This window comes from Streptomyces sp. NPDC059649, assembly GCF_042734445.1.
Taxonomy (GTDB): Bacteria; Actinomycetota; Actinomycetes; order Streptomycetales; family Streptomycetaceae; genus Streptomyces.
In genome coordinates, this window is sequence record NZ_JBHWDV010000002.1 from 664425 (window position 1) to 686143 (window position 21719).

Here is a 21719-nt window from a genome sequence, read left to right on the forward strand (position 1 = left end):
TCGTATGTCAAGTGTGATGAGCGATGAATTCACACGACGGGAGCACTCCGCACATGACCCTTCCGAGCACGAACGGGCCAGACGCATCGGGTGAGAAGCAGCTCGCCTCGGATGCTTTACCGGCCACGCACGCTGCGCCTCGGTCGCACGAGGCGCAGCCCTCACGGCGCGCCGTGGTGACGGCGACCGGTGCGTCGGCGCTCGCGGCCGGACTCACCGCCGCCTCCCTCGCGTCCGCCGCGCCCGCGACCGCGCTGAGCCCCGCCACCGCACCGTCCGCGGCGCCGGCCGCAGTGCCGCCTGGCATCGATCCCAAGGCGTACACCACCGTCGCCCGCGCCATCGCCGTCTACGACGATCACGACAAATCGCTCGTCCCCACCTACCTGAAGGCCATCGAAAACGGCCTGCCCGCCAGCCGGGCGAAGGCAACGAAGCGGGTCCTGATCGTCGGGGCCGGCCCGGCCGGCCTGCTCGCGGCCAACCTGCTCCACCGTGCAGGCCACGACGTCGTCGTGATCGAGGCCAACGGCAATCGCGTCGGCGGGCGCATCAAGACGTTCCGCAAGGGCGGCCACGAAAACGGGGAGCAGCCCTTCGCCGATCCCCAGCAGTACGCCGAAGCCGGTGCCATGCGGCTGCCCGACAGTCACCCCCTCCTCATGGCACTGCTCAAGAAGTACGGCCTTCCGCTTCAGGAGTTCTACCTGGTGGATGTGGACGTCGACGACCCGACGAAGCCGGCCAACCGCGCCTGGATCCACGTCAATGGCATCCACATGCGCCGGGCCGACTACGAGAAGAACCCGCAAAGAATCAACGACACCTTCGGCGTCACGGGCCCCAACCGAACGAAGACCGCAGCCGCCATCCTCGCGCACGCCCTCGAGCCCGCGTTCCGGCTCATCCGAGGAAAGGAAGGGGCAGCCCTCGTCAACGGCTGGGCCAAGATCCTCAAGAAGTACGGCCACTGGTCCATGTACCGGTACCTCACCGAAGTCGCCCAGCTCGACACCAGGACCATCGACCTCATCGGCACCATCCAGAACTTGACCTCCCGGCTGCACCTGTCCTTCACCCACAGCTTCCTGTCCAGCGCGCTGATCGACCCCAAGACCAAGTTCTGGGAGATCAAGGGCGGGACCGCGCTGCTAGCGGACGCGCTGTACAAGCCGGTGAAGGGGAAGGTGAGCCTCGACCGGCGCGCCGTACGCATCGAACACCACGCAGGCAAGGTCAGGGTCCACACCGTTTCCGAGGACTGCCAGACCGGCAAGGGCGGTGTCACGGAGGTCTTCGAGGGCGACCAGGCGATCATCACCGTCCCGTTCTCCGGACTGCGCCACGTGGCCTTCGATCCTCCGCTCACCTACGGCAAACGCCGCGCCATCACCGAACTGCACTATGACGCCGCGACCAAGGTGCTGCTGGAGTTCTCCCAGCGCTGGTGGGAGTTCACCGAGGCGCAGTGGAAGTCGGCGCTGAACTCCATCGAGGACGGTCTCTACGACAAGTACAAGGCGGGCGCGGTCAAGCACGGCAAGTACCTCGGCGCGCACCGGTCCGTGAAGGACCTGGGGGTGACGATCCCCGACGAACTCAAGAAGTGCTTCGGCGTCTTCCGGCCCGCCATGAGCAGCGAGCCGGATGCCGCCCATATCCGTGGCGGCGGCAACGTGAGTGACAACGCCAACCGCTTCATGTACTTCGAGCACGCGCACCCCGTGCAGGGCAGCGACGGAGGCATCATGCTGGCCTCCTACAGCTGGTCCGACGACGCCCTCAAGTGGGACGCCTTCGCCGACGACGAACGGTATCTGCGTGCGCTGGCCGGAGTGCAGGCTGTCTTCGGCCGCCGGTGCGAGGTCTTCTTCACCAACAAGTGCAAGACGCAGTCGTGGATGCGCGACCACTACGCCTATGGGGAAGCCTCCGTGCTCTTCCCTGGTCAGCACACGGAACTGTTTCCCGACGTGCCCACATCCGAGGGACCACTGCACTTCGCGGGGGACCACACGTCCATCAAGCCCGCCTGGATCGAAGGCGCACTGGAGTCTGCCGTCCGGACGGCATTGAAGGTCCACACGGGCTGACGGAGGGCACGATCGCCCGGTCCGGCGTCCTGCTCTGCATCGGGGCGCCGGGCACGTCCTTCTCGACTGCCCAAACTGCCGGTGACGGTGCGGAATTGGGGCGATGCGGCACGTAAGCGGCAGCGGCAGCGGCAGCGGCACCGGCAGCGGTACCGGCATCGGCTCTGACGTGGTGGAGTCTCGCGCTCAGCGCCGCGGTTCCGGACTGGGGAAGCTTCCGGTAAGGCAGGTGGAGGGTGGTCGGCTCGTGCGGCGGTGGGCGGACACCTGCTTAAGCCGGGGTGGCTGTTTGACGCATGAATGTGAAATGGGGGTGAAGGCGGTTTCGGAAACGCTGGGCGGGAAATGCGCCGGACCATGAACTACCGCAACGACGGCATGCCGCAAAATGCCGCATACGACCCCAATGTAAACTCTCCTTACCGTGGCGGTTCAAACGCCTCACAGGGCGGCGACACGGCCCCTTTGCCTCCGGCCGAGGCGTACGCCCCGCGCACCGGCAATCCTCCGCCTCCCTACCACTCCGAACCGCGTGCACCGTACGCCGGTGTTCCTGATGCTCCGTACGACGTGCCCAGGAATCGGGCGCGTGACGGGAGAGGTAACCGGAAGGGTCTGGGGGCGGACCGGCTCGCCTTGATCCTTCACAGTCTGGGCGATATCGCCGCGGTTTTCCTTGGGCTGTGGATCCTGCTGTATCTGCTCGACGCGAATCAGGCGAACGTCTTCGTCGACTTCGTGCACGGCATGGCCCAGTGGCTCGCCGGCTGGTCGCAGGACATCTTCACCATGGACACCGAAGGGCTGCGCGTCTTCTTCAACTACGCCCTTCCCGCGGCGGTCTATCTCGCCGTCGGGCATGGCGCTGCCGCCTGGGTGCGGCGTCTTTGAGGTTGCTGTCCTTCGGCTCAGCAGCCCGGTCGTGCGGCGGTCCTGTGCATGTTGGGCGTGTACGTGCACCTGCGCGGTAACGGGATCGTCTCCCGCGGCGCTGAGAGAGGCGTGGTGTGTCGTGGCGGCCCGCCGCTACGGCACCACCGATCCGGCTCCGCATCATGGAGATCACCTACCAGGCAGAAGAAAAATCCATCGCTGTTTCGGCGGTCCCTTTCGGGCTTCACGTCAACGACATGCTCAACATGCCGATCTGGTGTGTAATTTGTGACGCCAGGAATGTGATCCTCCCTGCGTGGTCGATCCTTCTGTCGGCACGCATGCGGCGTAATTCGCTGAAGGTGCCATGTCTGCTTCGGTGGGGATCAGTGCGGTCCATCGTCGCTCATTGAACGCGGCAATGGTGCCGCCTTGTCCGAATTCCTGCGATCGATCGAGAGTGCCTGGTTGGACATGCCGTTGGCGGCATTGGCAGGACATTGTCGGTAGCCCGTTGGGCGAGCATGCATCAATTCTGAAACACTCCCGCGTCGGCCCGTTCCTCGATTTGCTTTCGGGGGCACTGAGGAAGGCACACTGCCCGGCATGAATCAGAGGCCCGACGTCAGGAACGTCGATTTTCAGGACCGGTATCAGGGTGGGCACGCGACGCCTCGCCCGGACACGGCTCGTGGCATGGACCCCCAACGGCCGGCGGTGCCGTCCCAGCCGAGGGGCAGCGGTCCGTACGACGCCGGGCGGCGGCCCCGCCGGGGCGGTAAGGCCAAGCGGATTCTGATATCCGTCCTGGTGATCCTGCTCGTGGTGGTGGGCGGCACGTACTTGTGGGCCGACTCCCAGCTGCACAAGGACGTCGACCTCAGCAAGGTCATCGAGCGTCCCGGAGAGGGCGAGGGCACCAACTACCTGATCGTCGGCTCGGACAGCCGCAAGGGCATGTCGGCGGCCCAGCGCAAGTCCCTGCACACCGGTGGCAGTGCCGAGGCGGGCCAGCGGACCGACTCGATGATGATCCTGCACGTCGGTTCCAACGGCCCGACGATGATCTCCCTGCCGCGCGACTCGAACGTCACCATCCCGAAGTTCCAGGGATCCGAGTCCGGCACGATGCGGCCCGCGATGGGCGCCAACAAGCTCAATGCCGCGTACGCCTTCGACGGCCCGCAGTTGCTGGTCCGCACGGTCGAGTACAACACCGGGCTGCACATCGACCACTACGCGGAGATCGGCTTCACCGGCTTCGCGAACATCGTCGAGGCAATGGGCGGTGTCGAGATGAACCTCGACAAGGGGTTCAAGGACAAGTGGTCGGGCGCCGACTTCAAGGCCGGCCCGCAGACCCTGAACGGTGCCCAGGCGCTCGCGTACGTCCGTACCCGGCACGCCTTCGCCGGCAGTGACCTGGACCGCACCAAGAACCAACAGAAGTTCCTGGCCGCGCTCGCGAACCAGGCGGCCTCGCCCAGCACGTTCCTGAACCCGTTCGCGCTCTACCCCGTCATGGGCGCGGGCCTGGACACCCTGGTCGTCGACAAGGACATGAACCCCTATCTGCTGGCCAGGATGTTCTTCGCCATGAAGGACGTCAACAGCGGCGAGGGCAAGTCGATGAACATGCCGATCTCCGGCAGCGTCGGCGGCAACCTCACCTGGGACATGCCCAAGGTCAAGCAACTCGTCAACGAGCTGAAGAACGACGAACCGGTCACGGTCACCAGCAACCGGTGAAGTGATGCGCTGCTGACAACCCGACGGGACTGTGCCTACGCCCCGGCTCCTCAGGGAGCCGGGGCGGACGCCTGGCCGAGTAACGCGTCCTTCCCGCCGTCCAGGCACTGCCCGCGCCGGATTGCTGGCGGCAGTTCCTCCCGTAACCCCCGGACCGCCCGTACGCCTTCGGCCGGGTGAGGCCTTACGCCTTCGGCTGGGTGAAGCGGAGGCGGTTGCCGAAGGGGTCGCGGAGGCCGCAGTCGGTTCCGTAGGGCCGGTCGGTGGGCTCCTCGGTGAACTCGACGCCCCGGGCCAGCAGCGTCTCGTACGTCTTGCGGCAGTCGTCCGTGGTGAAGATCAGCCAGCCGCCCATCGCGCCCTTGGTCACCAGGTCGCGGACCTGCTGCGCGGTCTCCTCGGACATCGCCGGCGCACCCGGCCTCTCCAGCAGGACCTCGCGCTCCGGGTGGCCGGGGACGTTGACGGTGAGCCAGCGCATGAAGCCCAGATCGATGTCGGTGTTGACCTCCAGGCCGAGCTTGCCGACGTAGAAGTCGAGGGCCTCGTCCTGGTCGAGGACGTATATCTGCGAGTGCGTGATGGCGTTGAACATGTGCCTCACGCTACTGGGCACGCCGGACGGAAACTTATCCAAAACTGCTCAGTCGACGAGGCCGGAGGACAGTCCGGGCCCAGTGCGGGCAGGCGGTCAGGCGCTCGGCCGCGTCCACGCCATCGTGAAGCACGTCGGTACGCCCGCCGCTGCCGCTTGCCTGGCTTCCTTACGGTATGTCCGCGGCGAGCGGCCGACGATGTCGCGGAAGGTGCGGCTGAAGGTTCCCGGGCTGCTGAAGCCCACTTCGAAGCAGATGTCCGTCACACCGCGGTCGGTGTCCCGCAGCAGGAACATCGCCCGCTCGACGCGGCGGCGCTGTAGGTAGCGGTGCGGCGTCTCACCGAACGTGGCCCGGAAGGTCCGCGTGAAATGCGCCTGGGACACATGGGCGATCCGGGCCAGGGCCGGGACGTCCAGCGGCTGCGCGTAGGCACGGTCCATCGCATCCCGTGCCCGGAGCATCCGGCGGTTGGTCTCTTCTGCGGCGCGGCTCATGGCGCCATCACACCACGGTCTCCGACCGTACGAGACGGGGCGGTCCCGCTGGTGTGCGCAGGTCCCGGAACTGGCCTCGGCGTCCGGCCCTCGCCCGTAATCCGCACGACCTGCCCGCATGCCACGACCGGCGCGAGTCAGCCCTTGAGGCGGGTGATCGTGGGAACGAGGTCTCCGTTACGGGCGATGCCGGTGGCCCAGAGGTCGGCGCTGTGGGGGATGGTGGTGAAGCTGCGGACGACGAGGTCGGGGGCGGTGGTTTCCTCCCACTGGTTGCGCTGGCCGTTCCAGCGCAGGGCGACGGGGGCGGCGCCCTTGCCGCCGAGGGCCCACAGCTCGCCGGTGGCCGTTGTGCCGACGGCGCGGAGGCGGCCGTCGGCCACGTCCGGTGTCGTGGCCGTGGTCCAGGTGTTGCCGTTCCAGTGCACGGCGAACGGCCGCTCCGTGCTGCCGGTGGTGCTGCCGCCCACGGCCCAGATGTCGTTGGCGGAGAGGGCGGTGACGGCGCCGAGCCAGTTGTGCGTGGTGCGCGGGCCCGGGGCCGTGATGCGGCGCCAGTTCTTGCCGTCGAAGTGCAGCAACAGCGCCGACTGCTTGGTGTTCTCGTCGGGGGCGTAGGCGGCTCCCACGGCCCAGATGTCGTTGGGCGCGACCGCCGTGATGCCGCTGAGTTCCCCCTTGCCGACATCCGGCAGGGCCTGCCGGTGCCAGGCCTTGCCGTCCCAGGACTGGACGGCCGGGACGCCGTCCTTGACCGATCGGCCCATGGCCCGGCCCACGGTCCAGGCTTTTCCGTCGGAGGTCGTGGTGACGGCGTCGGGGACGACGTGGCCGGCGGGGTCGTTGTCCAGTTGGTAGGCCGTCCACTTGGTGCCGTCCCAGTGGGCCGATGCGCTGCCCACCGTCCAGATGTCGCCGGCCGAGCGGACGGCGAGTGCCTGCGGGAAGCTGTTGTCGGGGAGGGTGGATTCCTGGGTCCAGGTCTTACCGTCCCAGCGCAGGGCGATCGCCTTGAGCGAGGTGGCGCTGTTGAGCCGGTAGCCCACGGCCCAGGCCTGTGTGTCGCTCAGCGCGGCCACGGCGGTCAGATCGCCCTTCTCGACGGGCACGGGCGTTGCCTGCCACTGCCCCGCGTGCCGGGAGGTGGCGGGCGCGGGAGCGGTGGCTGCGGTGTTGGTGGTGGGCGTACTCGGGCCCCCGTTCTGGCCGGCCAGGACCAGGCTCCCGGTGACCAGGGTGGTGGCGAGGGCCGCCAGGAGGGACAGCCGGACCGATCGTCGCGGGGAGAGGGAGATGCGCGAGGGCATGGGGATTCCTTGTCTGGTGGCGACTGTGGGTGGTGGGAGGGGGAGGGACGGAGGCGGTGGACCGGGGGCGGGGGCGGATGAGGAGACGCCGGGTCGCGTCGGGGCCCACTGGAACACCACGTCGGATGTGCCGTTCGGATGTGCCGTCGGGGGTGCCCAGACCTAGACCGTGGTGGTGATGACGAAGTCGAAGGTGCCCGTGTAGCGGCCGTTCTCCGGGCCGGTGAGGTGGATCGTGCAGGCGCGGTTGAGGAGACGGTCGGCGGCGTTGAGGGCGGCGAAGTCCCTGCCGTAGGCCTGGGTGTCGTCCGGGAAGTACAGCTGGGTGACCAGCACGGGGCCGCCCGAAGCCTGGACCTGGGTGTGGATGTGCGGAGCCCGTTGTCCCCAACGGCCCCAGTAGTCCCGGGGGATGATGGTGCGGAGACGGTAGGCGCCCCGGCTGTCGGTGTACTGGTGGCCGCGCAGGGAGAAGCCCGAGGTGTCGTAATCGCCGTTCTGGTCGCACTGCCAGAACTCGATGAGCGTTTCGGGCAGTGGCTTGCAGGCGGTGTCGTACACGACGCCGCTGAGGTCGAGCTGTACGCCGCGGATGGCCGGGGTGATCAGATCGTTGCGCGCGGGGGAGTGGGGCTTGAACAGCGGGCCCTCGATGGATGCCGGCGTTTCCTGGCCCGAGCAGGCGGGGGTGACGGCGAGCGGACGGGTGCCACGTCGGCCCACCGGGACCGACGCTTGCGTCTGGGTCGCTTCCGTCTCGGCCGCCTGCGTATCGGCCGCTTGCGCAGGAGGGCTGCCGGCCGAGGCGGCCACGCTCGCGCCGAGTGCCACCGACGTCACCCCGACGGACGTCGACCTGAGGAAGGTCCGGCGAGAAGTGTGCTGCCGATCGGGAAGAGTGCCGTCGGGGGAGGTTTCGTCGGCGTACCGCATCGCATCTCCTTTGCGGGAGGTTGGGGGAGAAGAGAGCGGGGGAGCGCTCTCCGGCTGCTGCCCAGCCTCTGTGGGCAGGTCGTCTGCGCACATCCGTCGAATGACCGTCCGTGTGCGGACGTGACGAAACCCCCTGCGGAGAGCGGTGGGACATGCGCAGGGGGGCGGGCTATCACCGCGCCCGTCCGAAGCTCCCGGTTCGGGCTACCACCGCACCCCGCGCGGACCTCCCGTCCCTCCGGCGACCCGGACGGCGATCTGAGTGCGGGACCGGACGCCCCACTTGTCCCGGACACGGTCCAGATGACTGGCGACCGTGCTCGTGGACAGGCCGAGATGGGCGGCGATCTGACGGTTGGTCATGCCTTCCGCGACCAGTCGGGCGACAGCCGACTCCCGCGGGGTGAGCGGGAGTTCAGGCGCCGGGGTGGTCGGACCCGGACCGATGGCGTCGTGTGCACCGTCGTCCACCGTTCCTCCGGCTGATGCGGTGCCGTGTGCGGCGTACGACAGCAGCCGTTCCGCACGCAGGCGGCGTCCGGCCGCCATCGCCGCGTCGACCCGCGCAGGGGGCAGCCGCCTCCTGGCCCGTGTCACCGCTGCCTCCACCTTCCCCCGCCAGCTCGCCTCCGGTTCGGTGTCGAGGCGCTGGCGCGCCGCCGTGGCCGCCGCGTACAGCTGCGAGGCCCGTTCGGGATCGCCGCGTTCGGCGGCGATGATGGCGAGACCTTCCACCGGGTACAGCGTGTGCAGGCTCTCCCCGTCCGGCACCTTCACCAGCACCTCCGCGAACCTCCGCTCGGCGGCGTGCCAGTCCCCCCGCGCCATATGGATCGCACCCGCGGTGTGCAGAGCGGCCGCCGCTTGTCCCGGGGGAGAACCGGCTTCCACGACGGGCAGGCACTCCTCCATCAGCTCGGCCGCCCGTACCGTGCTGCCGGTGTAGAGCAGCGCCCAGGCGAGGTGGTGCCGGCACACGGCCACGTCCAGCGGGCGGTCCAACGTGCTGACCACGTCCAGGCACTCGGTGAACACGGCGACGGCATCGTGGTAGGCGCCCCGGCACAGGTGGGCTGCCGCCAGGGCGTCCAGGGCGTTGGCCAGCCGGCCGGGGTGCGGCGGACCGGAGTGCGGTGGTCGGCCGGCGCGTTCGACGGCGACCGCTTCCTCGGCGAAGGCAACGGCCGCCGACCGGTCGGCCTGCTGACAGGCGGCACGCGCAGCCAGTGCGAGCGCCGCACCGTGTTCCTGGCCGCCGACCGCGGCCGACCGCGCCAGCACTCCCGTCAGCAGACTGCGGGCCGCCGTCAACTGCTCCTGCTGGTAGTGCAGTCGGGCCAGGGCGAGCGCGAGTCCGGTGTGCCGGGGGTCGTTCCGCTCGGTGGCGGCACGGGTCACGGCGGCCGCGAGATTCTCCTGCTCGTGGGCCAGCGCAAGCTCGGCACTGTCGGGGAACACCAGGGCGGCATCCTGGGCCGCCTGCCGGGACAGCCGGTCGAGAGCCCGCTCCCACACGTCGTCAAGCTCCCCGGCCTCGGCGAGCCGGTCCATGGCGTACGCCCGGATCGCCGCGAGCTGCCGGAACCTCGCGGTACCCGGAGCACCCCCGCGCACCCGTACGATCAGCGACTTCGTTTCCAGGGCACACAGCACGGGCAGCACCTGTTCCCGCCGTACGCGGCACGGCCTGTCGCCGCCGCCATCGTCGACTCCCTCAGCAGGGCCGGCGTCGGCGACGCCATCCGAACGCTCCGCATCGTCCGCACAGACTGCGGCGGCGCTCTCCGCGTCGAACCCGCCCCCGAGCACCGACAGCCGCCGGAACACCGTCCTCTCCAGCGGGTCCAGCAGGCGATGGCTCCAGTCGATGGTGGCCCCGAGCTCGCGATGCCGGCCCGGCCCGGTCCTGCTGCCGTCGGTCAGGAGGGAGAGTTGGTCGTCCAACCCCTGCAGGATGACGGCCGGCGGGAGCGACCCCATCCGGCCTGCGGCGAGTTCGATGGCGAGCGGCAGTCCGTCCAGCCGTCGGCAGATCTCGGCCACGGTGCGGAGGTCGCCCGGCGTGGGCTCGTCCAACGACGCGTCGCAGGCACGAGCACGCTCCAGGAAGAGCCTGACCGCCTCCGACCGGAGGAGCCGGGCACTGTCCTGCCCACCCTGGCGACGCGAATCCGGTTCCTGACGGTACGGGTCCGGCCCCTGACGGTACGGATCCTGTCGCTGACGGTACGGGTCCGGGTGCTCGGTGGCCGGCGGCAGTGACAACACGCCGACGCGGAAGACCACCTCGCCGGGTATCCGCAGTGGCTCCCGGCTGGTGGCGAGAATCCGCAGGCCCGGGCAGCGCGCCAGGAGCGCCGCGGCCAACTGCGCGCAGGGCTCGGTCAGATGCTCGCAGTTGTCGAAAACGATCAGTGTGCTGCGCCCGTCCAGCGCATGGATCAGGGCCTCGATCCCGGCCCGGCCGGCGCGCTCCCGCACGCCGAGTGCGGCGGCGACGGTCTGTGGCAGCAGCTCACCGTCGTGCAGCCCGGCCAGCTCCACCAACTGGGCCCGGCCCGTTCGCCCGCCGCGCACACCGCCGGCAAGCTCGACGGCCAGCCGCGTCTTGCCCACGCCGCCGGGGCCGGTCAGCGTCAGCAGCCGCGACGACCGCAGCAGCGTACGTAACCGCAGCACTTCCCGTTCCCGCCCGATGAACGCATCGAGCGACACCGGCAGGCCCCGGCCCGCCAGCTCCGCGGGCCGGGCCGTACGGGATGCCGCGTCGGCCTGCTTCGCACGCTCCCGGAACGCGCGCTGGCGGCACGCGCCGGAGCAGTACCGCGCCGGCCGGCCCCCGGCCCCGCCGCCACCCGGTCGCCCGGACCGCGAGCGCCCCGGAAGCCGCACACCACATGCCTCACACGCCCACGACTCCGCCACCCAAGCATCCTGCCTAACAGTCCCCCGCCGGACCACCGCCCACCCGGCCACCCGGACGTCGATCTCCGGTCACCACGACGGAAGGGCCACTGACCTGAGCCGACGCCGACCGCGACCGGAGTACGCCGACCGCGACCGGAGTACAACCGACGACCGGAGTAGTACGCCGACCGCGACCGGGGTACGGCGGCCGTCGTCCGTACCCCGGTCGGTGAGGTCTCGGCGAACTCGCCCTAATTCCCTGCCGGGGCCGCCGCCCGCGACGAGCCTTCGGCGCTCGTCATCTCGCGCAGGTCCTTGTGGCTGCCCTCCCGGAACGTGAACGCCGATACCAGGCTGACGGCGCACAGGGCGCTGACGTACCAGGGGAAGACACCGGACAGATGCGAGGAGTTGAGCGTCCCCGAACCTGGTACTGAACAGCATGCCGAAGTGAACGCTGATCAACTGTCTTGAATGTATGGAGGTTGAGGTTGCCATGACCACGAACGACGACTCATCACGCGGCAGTTCCGCCGAGGCCGGACCCCGTCTCGCCCCGTTGGCCGAGGACGACTGGGACTCCCGGACCCGCCAACTGCTCTCCCTGATCTCACGGGATGCCGACGGCCGGGTCCCCAACGTCTTCACCACCCTCGTACGCCACCCCGATCTCTACGAGCGGTTCATGCCCTTCGGCAGCTATCTGCTGCGCAGCGGCCGTCTGCCGGGCCGCGTTCGTGAACTGCTGATCCTGCGTACCGCGTGTCTCACCCGCGCCTCGTACGAATGGGGGCGGCACGTCCCGCTGGCGAAGGCGGTCGGTGTCACCGAGGCCGAGATCGCACGCATTCCCCAGGGGCCGGACGCCGACGGATGGGCGGAGCCCGACACTCACCTGCTGCGCGCCGCCGACGAACTCCATCGTGAAGCCCGGCTCTCCGACGCCACCTGGCAGGCCCTCTCCGCCCACTATGACGAGGCCGACCTGGTGGAGATCACCATGCTCGTGGGCCAGTACCACATGGTGGCGTTCTTGTTGAACTCGGCCGGTACGGAACTCGATCCCGGTTTCGACCCGGCGGGTTTCCCCGCATCCGCCGAGGGCGCCACGGAGACCTCGGGCCCGGCACGCTCCACCGAAGGGCTGTGAGGGCATGAGCGACGTGCAGCAACCACCCACCACCGCCGCTCGCCGCTTGGCCGGCCGCAGGGTGCTGGTCATCGGCGCGGGCACCCGGCCCAGCGACGACCCGGCAGCTCCCGTGGGCAACGGCCGGGCCATCGCCGTGCTCGCCGCACGCGAAGGCGCGGCCGTCGCCTGCGCCGACCTGTCCGCCGACGCCGCCGAGGCCACCGCCGGGCTGGCCGGTGCGGAGGGCGCCGACGCCATCTCGCTGGTGGGTGATGCCACCGACCCGCTGCAGTCCTCCGCGATGGTCGCCGAGGCACGCCGCCGCCTCGGCGGACTGGACGCCCTCGTCGTCAACGTCGGCGTCGGGCTGGGCTCCGGTCTGGCGAACACCTCGCCCCAGGACTGGGAGCGCGTCATAGCGCTCAACCTGGGTGCTCCCTTCCTGGCCGCCAAGTACGGCCTGCCCGAACTCGCCGACGGCGGCGCGATGGTCCTGATCGGCTCGGTCGCCGGACTCCGTGCGGCCACCAGCTCCCCTGCGTACGACAGTTCCAAGGCGGCGCTGTTCGGTCTCGTCCGTCATGTCGCCAAAGAAGGCGCAGCACGCGCCGTCCGTGCCAATCTGGTCGTCCCCGGTCTGATCGACACTCCGATGGGCCGCAGCGCCTCGGCAGGGCGGCCGTCGCGGACCGCCTCGTTCGCACGGATCCCGCTCGGCCGCCAGGGCACAGCCTGGGAAGTGGCCGAGGCCGTCACCTTCCTGCTCTCCGGCCGAGCCTCCTACATCACGGGGCAGGCCCTGGTGGTGGACGGCGGGCTGAGCGCGGTCTGAGCCGAGGGGAGCGGGGCGGCCGCCGTTGGGCCACGAGATCGCCCGGCCGCCACCGCTCCACCGTGCCATGGGCAGTTGGGCAGTTGGGTAGTTGGACGCGGGTGAGGGCGCGTCTTGATGGGATCGGCGGCCGTGCCCGGAGGGGGCACCAAGGGTCAGGAGTGCTGCGCCCCGCGTGCCAGCAGCATCAGGGCGTCGACGAGTTCCTCGGCGGGCAGACCGGTGGCCAGGCTGCGCAGTTGCAGTCCGAAGACCAGCGCGACGGCGCTGCTCGCCAGCCGCTCGGCGTCAGGTACGCCGAGACCGGTGAAGATCCGGGCGACCAACCGGTCGTAGGCGGCGAAGGATTCCGCGGCCGCGGTGCGCAACCGCTCGTCGCGGCCGGCCTGGATGTAGAGCTCGAAGGGTGCGATGTGCCGGCTGTCGAACGGCGCGCCCCCGGCGACCTGGCTGACGGTGGTGGCAGCCCGATCGGCGTCCATTCCGTCGGTCTGGCACTGGGCGGCGAGCTCGGTGAGGCGCCGGGTCTCCTCCGCGACGAAGTGCAGCAGACTTTCCCGCAGCATCTCGTGCTGGGTCGCGAAGTGGTAGGTGACCGAACCGAGCGAGACCTTGGCCTCCTTGGCGATCCGCCGGTTGGTGACCGCGGCGATGCCGTCCTCACCGATGATGCGCAGGACGGCGTCGATGATGCTCTGCCGGGTTCCGGGGGGCTTGGTCATGGCAGTCATTGTGCCAGCGGTGGCCTCCTGGTATGGGAGAAGGGCCGGGGCCGCTCCGACCAGCGCAGATCCTTCCCAAGCCGGGTGGCGGACGGATCAGCGACTGCTCCCTTCTCTGACCCCGGCGTGGGGCCTGTGCGCGACGGTGGGGCGGCGGTCGTCGGGGTCCGGGCACGATGTCGTACGCCGTGTGGATGCCGCCCGCTTCGTTGTCGGAGAAGTCGGCGGGCCCGGCGGAGCCTGCTGTTGACAGGGTCGTCCGCCCTCCATACTGTTCGTTCGAACGAACAGTTTTCAGGAGGCTCGTCCCATGCGCATCGAAGGATCCACCGTTCTCCTGACCGGAGCCGCCGGCGGCCTCGGTCAGGCCATCGCCCGCGACCTGGCAGCCAAGGGCGCCAAGCTGGTCCTCTCCGGGCGCCGTGCCGACGCCCTGGAGACGCTCGCCGACGAGCTCGGTGCCCGAGTGGTCGCCGCCGATCTCGCCGACCCGGACCAGGTCGACCACCTCGCCCGGGCATGCCCCGACACGGACATACTGATCGCCAACGCCGCCATGCCCTCCACCGGCGATCTGCTCGACTACACGCCGGAGCAGATCGACCGCGCGCTGACCGTGAACCTGCGCGCCCCGATCATGCTGGCCCGCGCGCTCGCGCCCCGGATGGTCGAGGCGCGTCGGGGCCATATCGTCCTCGTCGGCTCGATCTCCGGGAAGGCGGCCACCAAGTACTCCTCGCTCTACAGCGCGGCCAAGTTCGGGCTGCGCGGCTTCGCGCTCTCGTTCCGCCAGGACCTGCACGGCACGGGGGTGGGGGTCTCCCTGGTCCAACCCGGCGCCGTACGCGACGCAGGCATGTTCGCCGCCACGGGCGCCACCCCGCCGACCGGCGTGCGCATGGTCTCCCCGGCCCAGGTGGTGGCGGGCGTGGCTCGGGCCGTCGAGCGCGATCTGTGCGAAGTCAATGTCGCGCCGGTGGAGTTGAAGGTGCTCAGCGCCCTCGCCGGTCAGTTCCCCGGCTTCGCGGAGAAGGCGCAGCGCGGCTCCAGTGCCGAGCGCACCATCAGCGAGGTCGTGGCGGCCCAGCGGCACAGGCGGTAGCCGCCCCCTCGCGCGCCGCCGGCGGCGACCGCGGTGCGCGAAGTTCCTCCATGGGTCCTAGGCCACCCACCCGTTGGTCAGCGTCTGCACGGCCGCACCATCGAGGTCCTTGAGCTTCGCCCCGACGAAGCCGCGCGCGGCGTCCGAGGTGAGCACCCGGAAGGCGGGCCGCTCGGCCGCCAGCAGTTCGACCAGCTGCGCTGCCACGTCCTGCGGAGACTGCGCGTGGGCGAAGGCGCCGCGGGTGCGTTCCAGATAGGCGGCCAGCGCGGGGGCGTACGGTCCGGCCTGTTCCAGCACGTCGTCGCGGACGCCCACATTGCTGACGAACTCGCTGGCCACTGCCCCCGGCTCGATCACGCTGACGGAGACGCCGGCCGTCGCCGCGACCGGCGCGAGGGACTCCATGAAGCCCTCGACCGCGAACTTGGCGGCGCAGTACGCCTCGTTGAAGGGCTGGCCGATCACGCCGCCCACACTGGTCACGGTCACCACCCGGCCCTTGCTCGCCCGCAGCAGGGGCAGGGCCGCCTTCGTGACATGCAGCACGCCGAAGAAGTTGACCTCCATGACGGTACGCACGTCCTCGACGCTCTCCTGCTCAAGGGTGCCGAGGTGGCCCGCGCCGGCGTTGTTGACCAGCGCGTCCAGCCGGTCGAGGCCGGCCAGGCACGCCTCGACGGAGGCCGGGTCGGTCACATCCAGCGCCCGGACGTCGACGGCGACTCCGGCCTCCTCGGCTGCCGCCTGGAGCGCGCCCGCCTTGGTGGTGTCGCGCATGGTGGCGATCACGTGCCAGCCGCTCCGCGCGGCGGCGACGGCGGTGGCCAGTCCGATACCGGAGGAGGTGCCGGTGATCAGGACGGTCTTGGTGATCATCTTGAGGCCCATTCTCTCTGTGGCTACTAGGCCACTACTTATGGAACATAACTAAGGTCCGCCATAACTATGGGAGCGGTTATTTCACTTTGTCAAGCAAGTCGATAGACTGAACGGCATGTCCCACGCACCGGATGAGCTGACCAAGGAAATCGTCGGCCTCCTCGCGGCCATCACCCGCCGCTACACCCAGGAGGCCGAGGCCGCGGCGACCGCCCACGGGCTGACCCCGCTCCAGGCCAAGGCGCTGCTCGCCGCCGAAGAGCCGGTCCCGACGCGCCGCATCGCCGACCGGTTGCACGCGGAGCCCTCCAACGTGACCGCGATCATCGACCGGTTGGAGTCCCGCGGCCTGACCGAGCGCAGCCTCGACCCGGCGGACCGCCGCGTCAAGCGCGTCGCGGCCACCGCGGCCGGCCGCACCGTCGCCACCGACCTGCGCACCCGGATGCCGTTCGCCGCCGCCCCGCTGGCCCAGCTCACCACGGAGCAGCGGGAGTCCTTGCGTGAGTTGCTGCAACTGGTACTGGACGCGTAACGCCCGCCGGCCGTCGCGCCGATCGCGGGCTCCGGGGCCGCACCCGCGTCCCACCGAAACGGGACCCCGGCACCGGCTCCCGGCTCAGTGGCGGGTGGCGTCGATGCGTAGCTGCAGCCAGCAGGAGAGGCGGTCGTCCGGCTGGTCCAGGTCGAGGCCGAACAGCTCGCGGGCGCGGCGCAGTCGGTACTTGAGAGTGTTCTGGTGCACCGTGAGCCGCCGGGCCGCTTCGCCCACATTGCCGACCGCGTCGAGCCAGGCGGCGACCGAGGCGGCGTAGTGGGTGTCCTTGGTGCGGTCATGTTCGAGCATCGCCTCGACGCCCGGGTGCCGCAGCCGGGGCCGCTGGGCGAGCTCGTCCGCCAGGTGAGCGAGGAGGACCCGGGCATGGACGTCGGTCAGCGCGGCGACGTCCGGTGCCTTGGGGTCGCTCGTGGTCACCCGTAGCACGTCATCCACTTCCGAGCGCAGCTCGGGCAGGTCGCTCACGAGCCTTGCGGGCCGGCTGACGGCGGCGCGCAGCGGCTCCGTGCCGGGGCGGGAGGCCGCGGCGAGGGCCTGTGCCGCCAGTCGGCGGGACGCGTCGAGGTCGGCCTCCGGCAGCAGGGTGTACACGGCGCGCGGGCCGGTACAGACGGCGGCGGAGGGCCGTACCGCGGCCCAGTGCCGACCGAGCTCGGCTCCCAGGCGGGTCAGCAGCGTGCCGGCGTCCGGGGAGACGCCGACAGGGGCGAAGCCGAGGAGGGTCAGGGGCGTGTTCGCCGGCAGGCCGAGCCGGTAGGCCGTGTCCGTCGCCGGGGCCGTGCCGTCCAGACCGGCACGGAGTGCCTGCTCCCGGGCGTGCAGCTCCAGGGCGGTGGCGCTGCGGCGGCGCAGCATGTGCAGGGCGGCGGTCCGGGCGCCGTCCAGCAGCGCCCGCTCACCGGCCTCGTCGAGTGGGCTCCGGTCCTCGATCGCCCAGATGGTGCCGAGCGGGAGGTCTCCGGCGCGTACGGCGACCGCGGCGCGCGGCAGTTCGCCCTCGGCCAGCCCCGGCATCCGTATGACGCCGGGTGCGGTCAGCACCTGCCGGTACTGGCGGAGCTGCCGCTCGGCCTGAGGGCCGGGCTGTGCGGGGACCCGTCGGCCGAGGATGCCCTGGCGGCGCAGCTCGTCGATGGCCTGTCCCGGCCGCGTCGAGTAGGCGACCACCCGGGTTTCCAGGTCTTCGATGGCCACCGATCCGCCGATGACCGCGGCGATGGCGTCGGCGAGGGCGAAGAGTTCCTCACCGGCTCCGTCGCCGCTTCCCGTGCTTGTCATTTCCGACGGAATCATGCCCTGACCCTAGGCGATCGCGCCAAGGTGCGGCCCCGTGGGCGGACGGGAGCATGAGGCGGCCGGCCCGGAGGGTGGGTCCGGCCGCACGGCAACCACGGAGGAAGATCCATGGCCATTCCGGTCGCTCCCCCAGCTACCGCTGGGAAGGACCCGCAGACCGATGCCGGTACGTCCCAGGAGGCACTGCTCGGGCTGTTCCCGCCGGGCACCGTGCTCGGCCAGGACGGAGACCTGGTGATCGGTGGCTGCCCGGTGACCGACCTCGCGGACCGCTTCGGCACACCGGCACTCGTCGTCGACGAGGCCGCACTGCGCGCCCGCGCCCGCTGCTACGCCGACGGACTCGCCGCCCGGTGGCCGCACTCTCGGGTGGCGTTCGCCTCCAAGGCATTTCCTTGTACGGCGGTGTACCGGCTGCTGGCCGAGGAGGGGCTGAGCATCGACGTCGCGGGCGGCGGCGAACTGACCCTGGCCCTGGCAGCAGGAGTCGACCCGGCCTCGCTGGTGGTCCACGGCAACGCCAAGACCGAGGACGAGCTGCGGCTGGCCGTGGAGGCCGGGGCCGGCCTGATCGTCATCGACAACTTCGACGACATCGACCGGCTGGAGCGGATCGTCACCGACGAGCAGCCCGTGCTGGTACGAGTGACGCCCGGCATCCGCCCGGACACCCACGCCGCGGTGTCCACCGGGCAGGAGGGCTCGAAGTTCGGCCTGGCCCTGCCGCAGGCCCGGGAGGCGATCGCCCGGCTGCGTGCCAGCAGCCGGCTGCGCCTGGACGGGGTGCACGTCCACATCGGATCGCAGATCCTCGACACCGAGCCGTTCGCCCGCGCAGTGGAGGCCGTGGCGGACCTCGGCAGCTTCGCCGTCTACGACCTCGGCGGTGGCCTCGGCAACCGCTACACCTACGAGGACCGCCCGCCCGGCATCGGGGAGTATCTGGACACGCTGGTGGCCGCGGCCCGCAGGACCCTGCCCGCCGACGCGCAGATCATCATCGAGCCCGGCCGGTCCATGGTGGCCGAGGCCGGAGTGACGCTCTACCGGGTGGTCACCGTCAAACGTGGCGAGCCGACCTTCGTCGCCGTCGACGGTGGTATGGGCGACAACCTCGAAGTCGCCCTGTACGGACAGCGTTTCGAGGCCACGGTCGCCACCCGGGTGGGCGGCGGCGAACCGTACCAGCTGGTGGGCCGGCACTGCGAGTCCGGCGACCTGCTCAGCGCCGGCGTGCCGCTGCGTGACCCCCGGCCCGGCGACCTGATCGCCGTGCCGGTCACCGGTGCGTACTGCTTCTCGCTCAGCAACAACTACAACGGCACGCTGCGGCCGCCGGTCGTCTTCTGCCGCGACGGCGAGGCGCGGGCCGTGGTGCGCCGCGAGACCTACGGCGACCTGATGCGGCGCGACCGTCCCTGAGCCGCTACCGACCGTCCCCTCCCCTCTCTGTCTTCCCTTCCTGTCCGCAATCCGCACCCCGCATCCCGCATCCCGTCATCCTGGAGAGGTCCCCTATGCCTGATCGGCCGACGCTGCGTCAGCAGGCGCTCAGACGCAAGCCGTTGCACACCTTCACCACGGATTCGCACGAAGCGGGCGGGCTGCGCCGCACCGTCGGGCTCTTCCAGCTCACGATGATCGGGATCGGCGCCACCATCGGCACCGGCATCTTCTTCGCGCTGGACTCCGCGGTGCCGGAGGCGGGCCCCGCCGTGATCGTGTCCTTCGTCATCGCGGCGACGGTCGCCGCCCTCACCGCGCTCTGTTACGCGGAGTTGGCGTCGGCGGTACCGGTCTCCGGTTCCTCGTACTCCTACGCGTACGCCACGCTGGGCGAGTTCGCGGCCTGGGCCGTCGGCTGGTGCCTGCTGCTGGAGTACGCGGTCTCCGGCGCCGCGATCGCGGTGAGTTGGGGGCAGTACCTCAACGACTTCACCGAACGGCTCTTCGGCTTCCAGTTGCCCGAGGCGATATCGGCGCCCCCGGGCGCGGGCGGAATCGTCAACCTGCCCGCCGTCGCCCTCGTGGGTCTGTGCTGTCTGCTGCTGGTGCGCGGCGCCAAGGAGTCCGCCCTGGTCAACACGGTCATGGTGCTGGTCAAGTTGGGCGTGCTGGTGCTGTTCGTGGTGGTCGGCTCCACCGGCTTCGACGCCGGCAACCTGCACCCCTTCGCCCCCATGGGCATGGCCGGCATCGGCACCGCCGCGGCCACCGTCTTCTTCTCCTTCATCGGCCTCGACGCCGTCTCCACCGCAGGCGAGGAGGTCCGCAACCCCCGCCGCACCCTGCCGCTGGCCATCATCCTGGCGCTGATCGGCGTCACCCTCGTCTACGCCCTGGTGGCGCTGGTCGGCGTCGGCGCCCAGCCGTGGACGCGGTTCGAGGGACAGGAAGCGGGGCTCTCCGCCATCCTCGGCCGACTCACCGGAACCAGCTGGCCCGCCGTGCTGCTCTCGGCCGGCGCGGTGCTGTCCATCGTCAGCGTCACACTGGTCGTGCTGTACGGACAGAGCCGGATCCTCTACGCCATGGGCCGCGACGGCATGCTGCCCGCCGCGTTCCGCCGGGTGAACCCACGTACCGGTACTCCGGTGTTCACCACCCTGCTGACCGGCGGCTTCGTCGCCTGCCTCGCGGCGGTCTTCCCGCTGGACCTGCTCGCCGACCTCACCAGCATGGGCACCTTGGTGGCCTTCGCCGTGGTCTCGCTCGGCGTGCTCATCCTCCGCCGTACGGCCCCGGACCTCGAACGCGGCTTCCGCGTCCCAGGACACCCCGTCGTGCCGGCCCTGTCCCTCCTCGCCTGCAGCTACCTGGTGTACCAACTTCCGCTCGACACCTACCTGTTGTTCGGCGGATGGCTGGCCCTGGCCCTGGTCGTCTACCTGCTCTACAGCCGCCGGAACTCACGGTTGGAGACGACCGCCCCCGGCATCGCCCTGGAAGAGACCCGGACTTGAGTCGGACAACGACGAGCGCTCGTGCGCCGGGCCCGGGGCGCGCGGCGTCGCCACAGGGGCGCCTCAGAAGACCCGGGCATTTACTTTGCGAAGACGCGCCATCTGGATCTGGCCGAACTACGCGGCGCAGCACAGTCGGTGACGCTCGGCCAAGCGGTGATATCGCGCGGTCCGCCGCCCCGTACGGGCAGTGGGCACACAAGGACGCCGGGCCGCCCTCGTGGACGGCCCGGCGCCGGTGCGCTGTACGGGAGAAGGAAGGGGGGTTACACGACGGTCTGGGTGTCGGTGTCGCTGGAGCCGGTGAAGTTGGTGTCACCGAGATAGGTCGCCGTGATGAGGTAGTTGCCGGTGGTCAGCGGGGTGCTGACCGCGGCGACACCGGAGCCGTCGAGCGTCCCGGTGAGGTTGACGGTGGTCACCCCGTCGGTGACGGTGAAGTTGACCGTCCCGGTCGGGACGCCGCTGCCCGGGGCCACCGCCGACACGAACGCGAGGATCGCGACCGTGTCACCGGAGTTGGAGGGGTCGGGGAACGAGGTGGCCGTGGTGGTGGTGGATGCCTGGTTGACGGTCTGGGTGTCTGTGCCGCTGGAGCTGGTGAAGTTGGCGTCGCCGCTGTAGGTCGCGGTGACGTTGTGGACACCGGCGTCGAGTGTGTTGGTGGTGACGGTGGCGACGCCGCCGGAGACGGTGGCGGTCAGCGAGCCGCCCCCACCGCCGTCGATGACGAACGTGACCGTGCCGGTCACCGTGCCGGCGCCGGGCGCGACCGGCGCGACCGTGGCGGTGAAGGTCACCGTCTCCCCGAAGACCGACGGGTCGGGCGAGGAAGAGACCGTGGTGGTGGTGGATGCCTGCGCGACTGTCTGGGTGTCGTTGCCGCTGGAGCTGGTGAAGTTGGCGTCACCGCTGTAGGTCGCCGTGACGGGGAAGGTACCCGGACCCAGCGCAGTGGTCGTGACGCTGGCCGTCCCGCCGGAGAGGGTGCCGGTCAGCGTCGGACCGCCGGTGACGACGAAGGTGACCGTTCCGGTTGGTGTACCTGTCCCTGGCGCGACCGGTGCGACGGTGGCGGTGAAGGTCACCGGCTGGCCGACTACGGAGGGGTCGGGTGAGGAGGAGACGCTGGTGGTGGTGGATGCCTGGGCGACGGTCTGGGTGTCTGTGCCGACGGAGCCGGTGTAGTTGGCGTCGCCGCTGTAGGTGGCGGTGACTGCGTAGGTGCCTGCGGTGACGAGTCCGTTGGTGGTGACGCTGGTGGTGCCGCCGCTGA

19 protein-coding genes are annotated in these 21719 nt (G+C 70.3%); 10 read left to right on the top strand and 9 right to left on the bottom strand.

All coding sequences use genetic code 11. From position 1 onward, the window contains the following. Positions 1 to 53: 53 nt before the first annotated feature. The 4 genes from ACFV1J_RS05780 (at position 54) to ACFV1J_RS05795 (ending at position 4715) form a co-directional block, all read left to right on the top strand. The gene (locus ACFV1J_RS05780; RefSeq protein ID WP_385855960.1) at positions 54 to 2093 is read left to right on the top strand and encodes a flavin monoamine oxidase family protein; all 2040 of its coding nucleotides are present in this window, start codon (positions 54 to 56) and stop codon (positions 2091 to 2093) included. 357 nt (positions 2094 to 2450) lie between these two features. After that, positions 2451 to 2984 carry a hypothetical protein gene (locus ACFV1J_RS05785; RefSeq protein ID WP_385855961.1) on the top strand — a complete coding sequence of 178 codons (534 nt, stop codon included), beginning with the start codon at positions 2451 to 2453 and terminating at the stop codon, positions 2982 to 2984. A gap of 164 nt (positions 2985 to 3148) precedes the next feature. Continuing rightward, a complete protein-coding gene (locus ACFV1J_RS05790; protein ID WP_385855962.1) occupies positions 3149 to 3379 on the top strand; it encodes a hypothetical protein in 231 nt (76 codons plus the stop codon). Between the two features lie 283 nt (positions 3380 to 3662). Then, positions 3663 to 4715, top strand: a complete 1053-nt coding sequence (locus ACFV1J_RS05795; RefSeq protein ID WP_385855963.1) for an LCP family protein — start codon at positions 3663 to 3665, stop codon at positions 4713 to 4715. Positions 4716 to 4899: 184 nt separating this feature from the next. Here the strand turns inward: ACFV1J_RS05795 and ACFV1J_RS05800 are convergent, their stop codons facing one another. From ACFV1J_RS05800 to ACFV1J_RS05820, 5 genes are all read right to left on the bottom strand, one after another. Further along, entirely contained in the window at positions 4900 to 5310 is a 411-nt protein-coding gene (locus ACFV1J_RS05800; protein ID WP_385855964.1) for a VOC family protein, read from the bottom strand. Positions 5311 to 5406: 96 nt separating this feature from the next. Beyond that, positions 5407 to 5808, bottom strand: coding sequence for a helix-turn-helix domain-containing protein (locus ACFV1J_RS05805; RefSeq protein ID WP_385855965.1), 402 nt, complete (start codon positions 5806 to 5808; stop codon positions 5407 to 5409). A 137-nt stretch (positions 5809 to 5945) separates the two neighbouring features. Beyond that, positions 5946 to 7115: a hypothetical protein gene (locus ACFV1J_RS05810; protein WP_385855967.1), complete on the bottom strand. Its 1170-nt coding sequence runs from the start codon at positions 7113 to 7115 to the stop codon at positions 5946 to 5948. Positions 7116 to 7277: 162 nt separating this feature from the next. Further along, the gene (locus ACFV1J_RS05815) at positions 7278 to 8048 is read right to left on the bottom strand and encodes a dioxygenase (protein WP_385855968.1); all 771 of its coding nucleotides are present in this window, start codon (positions 8046 to 8048) and stop codon (positions 7278 to 7280) included. Between the two features lie 204 nt (positions 8049 to 8252). Further along, positions 8253 to 10763, bottom strand: a complete 2511-nt coding sequence (locus ACFV1J_RS05820; protein ID WP_385855969.1) for an ATP-binding protein — start codon at positions 10761 to 10763, stop codon at positions 8253 to 8255. Between the two features lie 688 nt (positions 10764 to 11451). Here ACFV1J_RS05820 and ACFV1J_RS05825 point away from each other — a divergent pair. Both ACFV1J_RS05825 and ACFV1J_RS05830 read left to right on the top strand, forming a co-directional pair. Beyond that, the gene (locus tag ACFV1J_RS05825) at positions 11452 to 12105 is read left to right on the top strand and encodes a carboxymuconolactone decarboxylase family protein (RefSeq protein ID WP_385855970.1); all 654 of its coding nucleotides are present in this window, start codon (positions 11452 to 11454) and stop codon (positions 12103 to 12105) included. Between the two features lie 4 nt (positions 12106 to 12109). Then, positions 12110 to 12919 (top strand): SDR family NAD(P)-dependent oxidoreductase, encoded by an 810-nt coding sequence (locus ACFV1J_RS05830; protein WP_385855971.1) that lies wholly within the window; start codon positions 12110 to 12112, stop codon positions 12917 to 12919. Positions 12920 to 13074: 155 nt separating this feature from the next. On the opposite strand, the gene ACFV1J_RS05835 is transcribed toward ACFV1J_RS05830, so the two are convergent. Then, positions 13075 to 13641 carry a TetR/AcrR family transcriptional regulator gene (locus tag ACFV1J_RS05835; RefSeq protein WP_385855972.1) on the bottom strand — a complete coding sequence of 189 codons (567 nt, stop codon included), beginning with the start codon at positions 13639 to 13641 and terminating at the stop codon, positions 13075 to 13077. A gap of 310 nt (positions 13642 to 13951) precedes the next feature. On the opposite strand from ACFV1J_RS05835, the gene ACFV1J_RS05840 reads away from it, so the two are divergent. Continuing rightward, on the top strand, positions 13952 to 14743 hold the full coding sequence (locus ACFV1J_RS05840; protein ID WP_385855973.1) for an SDR family NAD(P)-dependent oxidoreductase: 792 nt from the start codon (positions 13952 to 13954) through the stop codon (positions 14741 to 14743). A gap of 57 nt (positions 14744 to 14800) precedes the next feature. On the opposite strand, the gene ACFV1J_RS05845 is transcribed toward ACFV1J_RS05840, so the two are convergent. After that, entirely contained in the window at positions 14801 to 15622 is an 822-nt protein-coding gene (locus tag ACFV1J_RS05845; RefSeq protein ID WP_385855974.1) for an SDR family NAD(P)-dependent oxidoreductase, read from the bottom strand. A gap of 118 nt (positions 15623 to 15740) precedes the next feature. Here ACFV1J_RS05845 and ACFV1J_RS05850 point away from each other — a divergent pair, with 118 nt between their 5' ends. Beyond that, positions 15741 to 16160, top strand: coding sequence for a MarR family winged helix-turn-helix transcriptional regulator (locus ACFV1J_RS05850; protein WP_385855975.1), 420 nt, complete (start codon positions 15741 to 15743; stop codon positions 16158 to 16160). A gap of 84 nt (positions 16161 to 16244) precedes the next feature. Here ACFV1J_RS05850 and ACFV1J_RS05855 read toward each other — a convergent pair whose 3' ends face one another. Beyond that, entirely contained in the window at positions 16245 to 17462 is a 1218-nt protein-coding gene (locus ACFV1J_RS05855; RefSeq protein ID WP_385855976.1) for a PucR family transcriptional regulator, read from the bottom strand. Positions 17463 to 17588: 126 nt separating this feature from the next. On the opposite strand from ACFV1J_RS05855, the gene lysA reads away from it, so the two are divergent. Continuing rightward, a complete protein-coding gene (lysA, locus tag ACFV1J_RS05860) occupies positions 17589 to 18902 on the top strand; it encodes a diaminopimelate decarboxylase (protein ID WP_385855977.1) in 1314 nt (437 codons plus the stop codon). A gap of 95 nt (positions 18903 to 18997) precedes the next feature. Further along, the gene (locus ACFV1J_RS05865; RefSeq protein WP_385855978.1) at positions 18998 to 20443 is read left to right on the top strand and encodes an APC family permease; all 1446 of its coding nucleotides are present in this window, start codon (positions 18998 to 19000) and stop codon (positions 20441 to 20443) included. 266 nt (positions 20444 to 20709) lie between these two features. Here ACFV1J_RS05865 and ACFV1J_RS05870 read toward each other — a convergent pair. Next, positions 20710 to 21719, bottom strand: a 1010-nt coding sequence (locus ACFV1J_RS05870; protein WP_385855979.1) for an Ig-like domain repeat protein, incomplete at its 5' end; no start/stop codon positions are given.